The organism is Pseudomonas sp. GW821-FHT07E12 (assembly GCF_058986605.1).
The window spans coordinates 228,178-239,860 of the sequence record NZ_JBYSVX010000003.1 but is presented as its reverse complement, the minus strand read 5'-3'; the positions used below and the strand labels follow the sequence as shown (position 1 = coordinate 239,860).

8 protein-coding genes are annotated in these 11,683 nt (G+C 65.7%); 5 read left to right on the top strand and 3 right to left on the bottom strand.

Going from position 1 to position 11,683, the window contains the following annotated elements; translation table 11 throughout:
* Positions 1 to 115 precede the first annotated feature (115 nt).
* From AC3WJE_RS03920 to AC3WJE_RS03910, 3 genes are read left to right on the top strand one after another with little or no spacing between them, the layout of a single operon-like run.
* Positions 116 to 1,000, top strand: a complete 885-nt coding sequence (locus AC3WJE_RS03920; RefSeq protein WP_493729460.1) for a carbon-nitrogen hydrolase — start codon at positions 116 to 118, stop codon at positions 998 to 1,000.
* Positions 1,001 to 1,025: 25 nt separating this feature from the next.
* Positions 1,026 to 1,565 carry a GNAT family N-acetyltransferase gene (locus tag AC3WJE_RS03915; RefSeq protein WP_493729459.1) on the top strand — a complete coding sequence of 180 codons (540 nt, stop codon included), beginning with the start codon at positions 1,026 to 1,028 and terminating at the stop codon, positions 1,563 to 1,565.
* Positions 1,562 to 2,785, top strand: coding sequence for a TraB/GumN family protein (locus tag AC3WJE_RS03910; RefSeq protein WP_493729458.1), 1,224 nt, complete (start codon positions 1,562 to 1,564; stop codon positions 2,783 to 2,785). The genes AC3WJE_RS03915 and AC3WJE_RS03910 overlap by 4 nt, the downstream gene beginning before the upstream one ends.
* A gap of 104 nt (positions 2,786 to 2,889) precedes the next feature.
* Here the strand turns inward: AC3WJE_RS03910 and AC3WJE_RS03905 are convergent, their stop codons facing one another.
* Genes AC3WJE_RS03905 through AC3WJE_RS03895 form a run of 3 tightly spaced genes read right to left on the bottom strand, consistent with a single transcriptional unit; the run spans position 2,890 to position 10,615 of the window.
* Entirely contained in the window at positions 2,890 to 5,970 is a 3,081-nt protein-coding gene (locus AC3WJE_RS03905; protein ID WP_493729457.1) for an efflux RND transporter permease subunit, read from the bottom strand.
* Positions 5,967 to 9,482, bottom strand: a complete 3,516-nt coding sequence (locus AC3WJE_RS03900; RefSeq protein ID WP_493729456.1) for an efflux RND transporter permease subunit — start codon at positions 9,480 to 9,482, stop codon at positions 5,967 to 5,969. The genes AC3WJE_RS03905 and AC3WJE_RS03900 overlap by 4 nt, the downstream gene beginning before the upstream one ends.
* Positions 9,479 to 10,615 (bottom strand): efflux RND transporter periplasmic adaptor subunit, encoded by a 1,137-nt coding sequence (locus AC3WJE_RS03895; RefSeq protein ID WP_493729455.1) that lies wholly within the window; start codon positions 10,613 to 10,615, stop codon positions 9,479 to 9,481. The genes AC3WJE_RS03900 and AC3WJE_RS03895 overlap by 4 nt, the downstream gene beginning before the upstream one ends.
* Positions 10,616 to 10,870: 255 nt before the next feature.
* On the opposite strand from AC3WJE_RS03895, the gene AC3WJE_RS03890 reads away from it, so the two are divergent.
* Complete coding sequence (locus AC3WJE_RS03890) at positions 10,871 to 11,194, top strand: c-type cytochrome (protein ID WP_493729454.1); 324 nt, start codon at positions 10,871 to 10,873, stop codon at positions 11,192 to 11,194.
* Between the two features lie 12 nt (positions 11,195 to 11,206).
* Positions 11,207 to 11,668, top strand: coding sequence for a c-type cytochrome (locus AC3WJE_RS03885; protein ID WP_493729453.1), 462 nt, complete (start codon positions 11,207 to 11,209; stop codon positions 11,666 to 11,668).
* Positions 11,669 to 11,683: the final 15 nt, after the last annotated feature.

The following is an 11,683-nucleotide window of genomic DNA, read 5'->3' as shown; positions in this document are numbered from 1 at the left end:
GGCTTCAGCCGCGAGGAGCTTTACGGGTAAAGCTCCTCGCGGCTGAAGCCGCTCCTGCAGGGGGCATAGAGGTTTCGCGCGGTACCATCCCCTTTTCATTCCTGTAGTTGCTCCCATGACCCAACGTACCCTTCCCGTCGCGCTGATCCAGGAGCGCAACCATGGCGATGCAGAGGCCAATCTGGCCGTCATCGAAGCGCGCGTGGCCGAGGCCGCCGCGCAGGGCGCCAAGCTGGTACTGCTGCAGGAACTGCACAACGGCCCGTACTTCTGCCAGCACGAGTCGGTCGAGGAATTCGACCTGGCCGAGCCGATTCCGGGTCCGAGCACGGAACGGCTGGGAGCACTGGCCAAACGTCATGGCGTGGTGATCGTCGGCTCGCTGTTCGAGCGCCGCGCCGCCGGGCTGTATCACAACACCGCGGTGGTGTTCGAGAAGGACGGCCGCCTGCTCGGCAAGTACCGCAAGATGCACATTCCGGATGATCCGGGCTTCTACGAGAAGTTCTATTTCACCCCGGGCGATCTGGGCTTCACCCCGATCGACACTTCGGTCGGCCGCCTGGGCGTGCTGGTGTGCTGGGATCAGTGGTATCCGGAAGCCGCGCGCCTGATGGCGCTGGCCGGCGCCGAACTGCTGCTGTACCCGACTGCGATCGGCTGGGATCCGGAAGATGCGCAGGCCGAGCAGACCCGCCAGCGCGACGCCTGGGTGCTGAGTCATCGCGGCCATGCAGTCGCCAATGGCCTGCCGGTGCTTTCGTGCAACCGCGTCGGCCACGAACCGTCGCCGCTGGGCGCCTCGGGCATCCGCTTCTGGGGCAACAGCCACGTGCTCGGTCCGCAGGGTGAATTCATCGCCGAGGCCGGCACCGAACCCACCGTGCTGGTGTGCGAGATCGACCTGCAGCGCAGCGAGCACGTGCGCCGGATCTGGCCGTTCCTGCGCGACCGCCGCATCGATGCCTACGGCGACCTGCTCAAGCGTTACATCGACTGACCGACGAACCGGAGCCCTCCCCCCAATGACCGTACAACTGCGAGAAGCCACCGAATCCGACATCCCGGCCATCACCGCCATCTACGCGGTGGAAGTCACCGGACACGTCAACACCTATGAGTACGAGGTACCGGAAGAGGCCGAGATGACGCGCCGGATGCGCGACATCGTTGGCCGCGGCTACCCCTACCTGGTCGCCGAACTGGATGGAAAGGTGGTCGGCTACGCCTACGTCAACACCTACCGGGCGCGCATCGCCTACCAGTGGACCGTGGAGAATTCGGTATACGTCGATTACGCCTGCCAGGGACGCGGCGTCGGCACGGCGCTGATGCAGGCACTGATCGATGCCTGCAGCGCACGTGGCTATCGGCAGATGGTGGCGGTGATCGGTGAACAGGCCAACCTGGCCTCGATCCGGTTGCATGAACGTTTCGGCTTCGAGAGGGTCGGAGTATTCAAGGGCCTGGGCCGCAAGCACGGCCGCTGGCTGGACACGGTGCAGATGCAACGCGCACTCGGTCCGGGCACCGGCCAACCTCCTTCCAACGAAACGACGCAATGACCGAACACAATCCATTGACAGCCGATGAGCTGGCCATGTCCGGCCAGCCGTACCGCATCGTCGAACGCGACGGCATCCGCTACACCCTGCTGGGTACCGCCCACGTCTCGCTGACCAGCGTGGCCGCGGTTCAGAAGGCGGTCGAAAGCGGTCGCTACGACGCGGTGGCGGTCGAACTGGACGCGCAGCGGCTGCAGGCGATCAGTGACCCGGACACGCTGGCCAAACTCGACCTGGTGCAGGTCATCCGCAAGGGACGCGTGGCGTTGTTCGCGGCCAACCTGGCACTGGCCGCCTATCAGCGCCGTCTTGCCAAACAGTTGGGCATCGAACCCGGTGCGGAGCTGAAGGCGGCGGTCACGATGGCGCAAGAACGTGGCCTGCCGGTGCACCTGATCGACCGTGAAGTCGGCCTCACCTTCAAGCGCGCCTCGGCCAAGCTCGGCTTCTTCGGCAAGCTCAAGTTGGCGGGCGGCCTGCTGGGCGGCCTGTTCGCCGCCGACGAAGTCGGTGAGGACGAGATCGAGAAGCTCAAGCAGGGCGACATGCTGGAAGCCAGCTTCGGCGACTTCGCCAGCGAGAGCCCGGAACTGTACGAGACCATCATCGCCGAGCGCGACCGTTACATGGCCACGCGCCTGCGCGAGGAAGCCACGACGACACACCGCGAGGTGCTGGCGGTGGTGGGCGCCGGTCATCTGGCCGGTCTGGCGAAGCATCTGGAATCCGATCAGGAAGAACCGGGTCCGCTGCGCGCCTCGCTGGAAGAAGTGCAGACCAGGAAGCGCATTCCCTGGTTCACGCTGGGCATCCTGGCGGTGATCATCGCCGGCATCGCCATCGGCTTCTGGCGCGGCGGCATGGCGATGGGCGCGGACCTGCTGTTGCAGTGGGCGCTCTACACCGGCGGCCTGGCCGCACTGGGTGCGCTGCTGGCCGGCAGCCATCCGCTGAGCATCATCACCGCTGCGGTGGTGGCACCGTTCAAGCCGTTCCGGCTGAGCGTGCCGACCGGCGCATTCGCCGCACTGGTGGAAGTGCACATGCGCAAGCCGGCCTATGCCGACTTCCTGACCCTGCGTGACGATGCGCAGACCCTGCGCGGCTGGTATCGCAACCGCGTCTCGCGGGTGGTGCTGACCTTCCTGCTGACCAACCTCGGCACCATGATCGGGGTCTGGCTGGCCGGCTTGCAGATATTCCACAAGCTGCAGGGTTGAGCCCGGCCTCCACGCCGAGCAGGCTTCCGTGGGAGGGACTTCAGTCCCGACGGGGTTTCACCGGTAAAGCCCGTCGGGACTGAAGTCCCTCCCACAATGAGCGATCAGCCTTCCAGTAGCACCGGCGCCACCGGAATCCCTCTCGCACGCCGCACCAACCGCGACACGCCACTGCTGAGATCATCCAGGATCGCGTAGATCGTCGGCAGGAACAGCAGGCTGACCACCGTCGAGAACGCCAGGCCGCCGGCGATTGCCCGTGCCATCGGGAAGTATGGCGGGCCGTCGGCCATCGTGGTCGTGGACAGCGAGATCGGCACCATCGCCAGGATCGCGGTACCCATCGTCATCATGATCGGACGCAGACGCTCGCGTGAGCCCTCCACCAGTGCATCGGTGCGGCCCATGCCACGCCGGCGCAGATTGTTGATGTGCTCGATCATCACGATGCCGTTGTTCACCACCACGCCCATCAGCACCAGGATGCCGATGAAGGACATGATTCCGAACGAGGTGCCGGTGGCCCAGAACAGCCAGAACACGCCGAAGATAGAGAACACCACGCCGCTCATGATCGCCGCCGGGAACAGCAGCGACTCGAACACCGCCGCCATCACCACGTAGATCATCACCAGCGCGATCACCAGATTGAACAGCATCTGCTGCATCGCCTCGCCATCGTCCTGGTAGTCGCCACCGTCGAAGGTGTAGCTGTAGCCGGCCGGGAAGTTCATGCCTTTCAGCGCCGCCTCCATCGCCTTGCGACCCTCGGGCACGGTGATCTTCTCGGCCAGGTTGGCCTTGATCGTCAGCGTGGTCTGCCGGTTGGTGCGTCCGATCTGGGTCGCCGAGGGATGCTGCTTCACATCCACCAGGCTCAACAGCGGCACGCTGCGGCCATCCTTGGTACGCACGGTGAAGCTGTCCAGGTCTTCGGGACGGGTGGTCTCGGCACCGGCGAAGCGCACCCACACCGGTACTTCGTTGTCGCCACGACGGAACTCGCGCAACGGCGAGCCACGCAGTGCCAGACCGACGAACCTGGCGACCTCGTCGGCACTGAAACCGAACGCGGCGGCGCGCTCACGATCGACGCGGATCGCCAGCTCGCTGGTGCGATCGCCGGTATCCACGCGCACGTCGCGCAGTTCCTCGCGTCGCGCCAGCAACGGCAACACCTCGTCGGCGATGGCCTGCAGCTGTTGGGTCGAATCGCCCACCAGTTGCACCTGCACGCCCTGGTTGCCACCACCACCGTTGCCGTCGCCCTGGTTGCCGATGCTGTAATCGGCGCGGGCCGAACGCGGCAGGTCCTTGCGGATCTGCTCCATCAGCGGGGCCATCGCCTTGACCTTGTCGGCGTCGAAGGTAATCACGGTGTTGCTGTTCTCGTCCTCGCTGAACCAGGAATAGATCTGGGTGATGTGGAAGCGCTCGCGGTTCTTGTCCAGAAAGTTCTCTACCCGCGCAACCTCTTCGCCCATCTGCTCGCGGGTGTAGGAACCCTTCCAGCGGTAGCCGAGGAAAGCCTCGTTGCCACCCTCACCACCGAACATGTCGATCTTGGTCAGCTTCATCGGCACCAGGCTGACGAGCACCACCATCAGGATGCCGAACACGCTCCAGCCGCGATGCTCCAGCGTCCAGCGCAACAGTCCGGCATAGCGACGCTGCAGGCGCGCGATCACGCCGCTGTTGGACTTCACCAAGGCAGGCGTCTGCATGCGCGCCGACAGCATCGGGATCAGGCTCACCGCAACCAGCCAGGACGCCAGCAGCGACACCGAGATGGTGATCGCGATCTGCGCCATGAAAATGCTGATGTTGTTGGTCTGGCCGAACAGGTTCGGCACGAACACGATGCAGTGGCACAGCGTGCCGGCGCTCAGCGCGATGGCGACGTTGCGGGTGCCGACCAGCGAAGCCAGCATCGGCTGGTTCGGCATGCGCTCGCGTTCCTGGTAGATGCTCTCCACCACCACCACGGCGTTGTCGACCAGCATGCCGACCGCCAGCAGCAGGCCCATCATGGTCAGGATGTTGAGTGTCACCCCGGCGAAATACATGAAGCCGAGCGTGATCGTGAAGCAGATCGGGATCGCCAGCGTCACCATCAACGTGGACGGCCAATGGCGCAGGAAGAAGAACAGCACCGTCACCGACAACAGCAGGCCGACGCCGCCAGCTTCTGCCAGTTCGGCCAGCGACGAGGTCACCGCCTGCCCCTGGTTGTCGATCACCTTGACCTGCACATCGCGCATCGAAGGCTGGCTGCGGATTGCATCCACCTCCTTGAGCGCCGCGCGCGAGACTTCGACCAGATTGGCGCTGCGCTCCTTGTAGATGTCCAGGCCGATCGCCGGGCGGCCATCCAGGCGTCGCCCATAGTTCATCCGGCTCGGCTTGAGCCGGATTTCGGCGACATCGCCCAGGCGCAGCCCGGTGTTGTTGATCACCAGGTCACGCAGTTCCTGCAGGTCGCGCAGCTCGCCGACCGGCTGCACGCGGATGCGCTGGCCGTTGTCGTCGATCTGTCCGGCCGAGACCGAGAAGTTGAGCTTGCTCAACCTGTCGCTCAGCTCATTGAGGCTGATGCCGTGCGCGGTCAGGCGATCAGGCGCGATCGCGATCTCGACCTCGTTCGGTGGCGCGCCGGAAATCTGCACGCGCGCCACGCCGGGAATACGCTCGATGCGCCGCTTGAACTCGCGATCGAGCATGTCGTAAGCGCCGGTCAGATCGGTCTGACTGGCCAGACGCACCTTCAGGATCGGCTGATCGCTGCTGGACCACTTGTAGACGAAGTAACGCTGCAGATCGTCGGGCAGGTCGGAGCGGATCGCATCGATGCGCTCGCGCGCTTCGGACGCGGCGATGGCGATGTCGCGATCCCAGTCGGAGAACTCGATGAAGATGTTGGCACCGTCGGACGTCGCCGTGGAGCGCATCCGCTTGATGCCGGTCATCGTCGCCAGCGCCTCTTCCGCCGGCCGGACCAGATTGCGCTCGATCTCGTCCGGAGTGGAACCGGTGTACGACAACTGCACGAACAGGAACGGTGCCGAGATGTCCGGCAGCGCTTCCAGCGGCAGCCGGAACGAGGCGATCAGGCCGACCACGACCAGCGACACGAAGCACATGATCGTGGTGACCGGCCGGCGGATGCTGAAGGCGGCAACGCTCATGCCGACTCCAGTGCGGCGTCGCCGTCGTCATCCATGGCCTGCCCCTTGCGCTGCATGCGGCGGCCACGCTCCAGGTAGTAGCTGTCGGCGCGACGGTCCAGCAGGTCGTAGACCACCGGGATCACCAGCAACGTCAGCAGCGTCGAGACCAGCAGGCCACCGATCACGGTGATCGCCATCGGCGCGCGTACTTCGGCACCCTCGCCCATCGCCAAGGCCAGCGGGGCGAAGCCGAACAGCGTGCACAGCGTGGTCATGATGATCGGGCGCAGGCGCGAACGTGCGCCTTCGATCAGCGCTGCGTGCTTGGCGACACCGTGCTCGCGCAACTGGTTGACCTTGTCGATCAGGATGATCGCGTTCTTGGTCACCAGACCGACCAGCAGGATCAGGCCGATGAACACCACCACCGAGATGGGTTTTCCGGTCAGCAACAAGGCCAGTACCGCGCCCACCATCGCCAAAGGGATGGTGAACAGGATCACGAACGGGTGCAGCAGCGACTCGAACTGCGAAGCCATCACCAGATAGACCAGGAACACCGCCAGCCCGAACGCGAACAGCAGCGCCTTGACCGATTCGGCCAGCTCCTCGCCCTGCCCGCCGATGTGCATGCCGACACCAGCGGCGAGCGGATCGGCCTTGACCATCCGCTCGACCTCGCGCATCGCCCCGCCCAGGTCGATGTCGCGCAGGCTCGCCGAGACGATCGCCACGCGGGTCTGATCGGCACGATGGATCTCGCTCGGACCAGTGGTCGCGACCACCTCGGCCACCGACGACAACCGCACCGGCTTGGCGCTGCCCGGATTGATGATCAGGCGGCGGATGTCATCGACGCTGGCACGGTCGCTCTGTTGCGCACGCACCAGCACGTCGATCTTGCGATCGCGGAAGCTGTAGCGCGTAGCCACGTCACCGCGCACCTTCTTGACGATCACATCGGCGATCTGACGCGTGGTCAGGCCGAGTGCACCGGCACGTTCCTGGTCGAAGCGGATCTGGATCTCGGGGAAGCCTTCCTCCACCGTCGATTTCACATCAGCGTAGTGCGAGTTGGCGCGCAGCATCGCCGCCAGCTTCTGCCCGGCACGTTCCAGTTCGCCCAGGTCGTTGCCGCGCAGTTCCACTTCCAGCGGTGTGGAGAACGAGAACAACGCTGGCCGCGCGAAATCGACCTGCACACCCGGATGGCTGGCCATCGTCGCGCGCAGCTTCTCGGTTTCGGTGGCCTCGATCTTCTCGTTGCCGCCGCCGGTCATCACCACGGTCAGCTTGCCGATGTTCTCGCCGCTCTCGGTCGGGCTCGCGTCCAGTCGCGTGCCGCTGCCCGACACGCCGTACAGTGAAGCGATGCCGGCGTCCTTGCCGTGCGCGAGCTGCAGTTCGCGTACCAGACCATCGGTCTGCGCCAGCGGCGTGCCGGCCGGCAGCTTCACCGTCATCTCGAAGCGGTCCTGCGCCAGTTGCGGGATCAGGTCCACGCCCAGCATCGGCACCGCCAGCAGCGTGGCGACGAACGCGATGGTCGCTGCACCGAGCACCAGCCAGGGCCGGCGCAGCGCGGCCGGCAGCAGCCGCAGATAACCGCGTTCGGCACGGTTGTACGGCGCCATCGCCAGATCGCTGGCCTTGCGCATCACCGGCGCGACCACCCGCACCAGCCCACGCCACAGCTTCACCACCGCCCAGGCGACGCCGAGGAAACCGTAACGGAACGCTGCCCCCAGGCCGCGACGACCAGCCGCGACCGGCTTGAGCCAACGCCGATCCGGCTGCCACTGCGGATGCGCCGGCTCTTCCGGGAACGCCAGCGGCGGCCGGCCCTTCAGCGAGCTGAGCATCGGGATCAGCGTCATCGACACCACCAGCGAGATCGCGATGGCGATCGCCACGGTCATCGCCTGATCGCGGAACAACTGACCGGCGATGCCCTCGACGAACACCAGCGGCAGGAACACCGCGATCGTGGTCAGGGTCGAGGCGACCACCGCCATGCCGACTTCACGGGTACCGGCAATCGCCGCCTCCAGCACGCTCAATCCGCGTTCGCGCGCCTTGGCGATGCTCTCCAGCACCACGATCGAGTCGTCCACCACCAGACCGGTGGCGAGCGCCAGGCCACCCAGCGACATCACGTTGAGACTCAGCCCGAACTGGCCCATGAAGAAGAACGTGGTGACGATCGACACCGGCAACGACAGGCTGATCACGAACGTGCTCCAGCCATCGCGCAGGAACAGGAAGATGATCAGGATCGCCAGCAGGCCGCCGATCACCGCGTCATGCTTGACCGAGGTGATCGCCGCTTCGATGAAGTGCGACTGGTCCTCGATCGTGGTGATCTCCACATCGCCCGGCACGGTTGCCTTGATCTGCTCCAGACGCTTGCGCAGCGCCGCCGCGGTGGACACGGTGTTGGCATCGCCTTCCTTGTAGATCGCCAGTTCCACCGCTTCCTTGCCACCCAGACGGATGATCGCCTCGCGCTCCTTGAAACCCTGGCGCACGTCGGCCACGTCCTTCAACCGCACCGGCAGGCCGCCCGCGATGCTCGCGGTCGACGACGACGATGCGCTCTGCGCCTCGGCCGCCGCGGCCATCGCTGCCTGCGAACCGGTCGCCGAGACGATCGCGTACATCTGCTGCATCGCCGCCTCGGCAGCGTTGCCATTGCCGCTGGTGGTCGTCACCAGCATGTTGCGGATTTCCTCCACGTCCGCGAACTGATTGACGGTGCGTACCAGGTAACGCTGCGAACCCTCTTCCAGACGACCGCCGGAGAGGTTGACGTTCTCCTCCTTGAGCCGGGTGATGACGTTGTCGATCGGCAGGTTGAGCTGCGCCAGCTTCTGCTGGTCGATGTCGACCTGGATTTCGTCTTCCAGGCCGCCGCCGACCTTGACGGCGGCCACGCCGGCGACCGGCTCGAGTTTCTTCTTGAGGTCTTCGTCGGCGTAGCGACGCAGCATGGTCAGCTGACGGATCGCATCGCTGCTGTCGCGCGGCGCATCCTTCGGCGACAGCACCAGGCGCATGATCGGCTCGGTGCTTGGATTGAAGCGCAACAGCACTGGCGCCTTGGCTTCCAGCGGCAGCGACAACGCCTCCATCTTGTCGCGCACTTCCAGGCTGGCCTGGTCCATGTTGGTGCCCCAGGCAAACTCCAGCACCACATCACTCTGACCGGTGCGCGAGACCGACTTGAGCTTGCGCAGGTTCTTGACCACGCCGACCGCTTCCTCGACCGGCTCGGTGATCAGCGTCTCGATCTCGGCCGGCGCGGCGCCGGTGTATTCGGTGCGTACGGTGAGCGTCGGGTAGCTCAAGTCCGGCAGCAGGTTGACCTTGAGCCCCTTCAGCGCGATCGCGCCGAACAGCAGCATCGTGATGGTGATCATCGCGATGGTGACGCGGCGGCGAGTGGAGAACTCCACCAATCCACCGCCCATCGCGCCGGGCGCGGCATGCGTGGCCGGATCGCGACCGTGATCGGAACCGGCATTGGTCATGAGCGATCACCCTGCTTCTGGTCAGCCTTCGCCACATCCTTGGTCTGCGCCTGCGACTGGCCGATCACCTGCACCACGGTGCCATCGCGCAGGGCCACCTTGCCGGCGGTGACGACCTGATCGCCCTCCTTCAGCCCGTCGCGTATCTCCACCCACGCGCCTTCGGCATAGCCCAGCTTGACCGGCACGCGCGTGACCTTGCCCTCACGCACCAGGAACACCGCCGGATCGCCATCGTCGAGCAGTGCCAAACGCGGCACCACCAACGCATCGGCGCGCTGGTCGTAATCGATGCGCAGGCGGCCGAACATGCCCGGCTGCAGATCCTGCGCGCCTTCGCCGAAGGCGCAGACCACACGGAACGTACCGCTGCCGGAATCCACCACCGGCGCGACCCGATCGACGCGACCGACGAAACTGCGACCCGGCAACGCGTCAGCCAGCATCGTCACCGGCTGACCGGCCTTGAGCGTGGCCAGTTCGCGCTCCGGCACGTTGAGCGTGGCTTCCAGACGCGTGTCATCGACGATGCGGAAGATCGGCGTGTTGATCTGCACGAAATTGCCGGTCTTGATCGAACGCGATGCGATCACACCGGAAATCGGCGCCACCACCGTGGTGTATGACAGCTCCAGCGTGGCAAGCCGGTACTGCGCGCGTGCGTTTTCCAGATCGAACTTGAGCTGATCGACATCGGCGGCGCTGACCAGTTGCTGGCCGACCAGTTGCGTGGCGCGGTGGTAGCTGTTTTCCAGCTTGCGCATCTGCGCTTCACTCTGCGCGACCGCCAGCCGCGGCCGGTCCGGGTCGAGCCGCACCAGCGCCTGGCCGGCCACCACCTTCTGCCCCTCTTCCACCAGCACCGCCAGCGCGACGCCCGACGTCTTGGCCACCACCTGCGATTCGGCCTGCGGCTCCAGTGCGGCAGTGCCGGTGTAGCTGGCCGCCACCGCGCGCCGGGACGCCTTGGCGACCTCGACCGGGACGGCGTCGGCGGCCTTGTCCTCCTTCTTTTCCGCCGCCTGGGCGGTAGCTTCGCCGGACTTGCAACCCGGCAGCAGCAGGCAGGTGGTGATCAACAGCGCGGCGACGCGGGTTCCGGTGCGGCCGTGCAGGGGGGTAGGTGTCGACATCGTCGGGTCCCGTGGATGCGTGAACAGGTGTTATAGGAAAGTAAATCACCGATCCACCAAGACACCATGCCCCAAAGGTCATGGTGACCGTAGATATCCCTATTCACCCCCGTTCCAGACGCGTGAGATCGCGGGCTATACTCGGTCCCGGTTCCGCGTCCCCCACCCCGGAACCACCAAAACCCGTATCCCGGACCCGATACCATGCGCCCGCAGCCGCTCGCCGCTTGTCTCGCTCTGGTTGTCTGTTTGCCCGTGGGGGGTGCCCTGGCCAGCCAGGATGCCGCGCCGCCCGTCTCCGCCCCTGCCGCGACGCCTGCTGCGTTGACCGGCAATCCGGCCAGCGGCCGGATTCTGGCCTATACCTGCCAGGGCTGCCACGGCATCACCGGCTACAAGAACGCCTACCCCAGCTTCCGCATTCCCAAGATCGGCGGGCAATCCCCGCAATATCTGACCCAGGCCCTGGTCGAGTACCGGGAAGGCAAGCGCAAGCACCCGACCATGCAGGCTCAGGCGCAGAGCTTCTCCGACCAGGACATCGCCGACATCGCCGCGTTCCTGTCCACCCTCAAGTAAGGCAAGCACGCCATGTCGAAAAGCCAGCATGCCCTGCGTCTCGTCGCCGTCCTGCTCGCCTCGGCCGTGATGGCCGCCTGTTCCCAATCCGAAGTCGAATCAAGCAGCGCTTCCGCCGGCGATCCCGGCCATGCCAGCGGCGAGCACGGCTCCACCTCATCGGCGGGCCTGCCCTCCGGCCACGCTGAAGCGGGCGACAAGCTCGCCCATGCCAAAGGCAAGGCAACCGGCCAGAGCTGCATCGACTGCCATGGCGCCGACGGCAATGCGCCGATCGATCCGAGCTACCCCAAGCTCGGCGGCCAGTACGGCGACTACATCGCGCATGCACTGCAGGCCTATCGCAGCGGCGATCGCCAGCACGCCCTGATGAGCCCGCAGGCCGCCAACCTCAGCGATCAGGACATCGCCGACCTGGCCGCATATTTCGGCTCGCGAACCAGCCAGTTGCGCGATCTGCACGGGGTGAAGTAGAGCGCCGCTTTTCTG

Coding starts and splice junctions, on each gene's coding strand:
- AC3WJE_RS03920 (WP_493729460.1), top strand. CDS start 116: ATGACCCAACGTACCCTTCCCGTCGCGCTGATCCAGGAGCGCAACCAT.
- AC3WJE_RS03915 (WP_493729459.1), top strand. CDS start 1,026: ATGACCGTACAACTGCGAGAAGCCACCGAATCCGACATCCCGGCCATC.
- AC3WJE_RS03910 (WP_493729458.1), top strand. CDS start 1,562: ATGACCGAACACAATCCATTGACAGCCGATGAGCTGGCCATGTCCGGC.
- AC3WJE_RS03905 (WP_493729457.1), bottom strand. CDS start 5,970: ATGAGCGTTGCCGCCTTCAGCATCCGCCGGCCGGTCACCACGATCATG.
- AC3WJE_RS03900 (WP_493729456.1), bottom strand. CDS start 9,482: ATGACCAATGCCGGTTCCGATCACGGTCGCGATCCGGCCACGCATGCC.
- AC3WJE_RS03895 (WP_493729455.1), bottom strand. CDS start 10,615: ATGTCGACACCTACCCCCCTGCACGGCCGCACCGGAACCCGCGTCGCC.
- AC3WJE_RS03885 (WP_493729453.1), top strand. CDS start 11,207: ATGTCGAAAAGCCAGCATGCCCTGCGTCTCGTCGCCGTCCTGCTCGCC.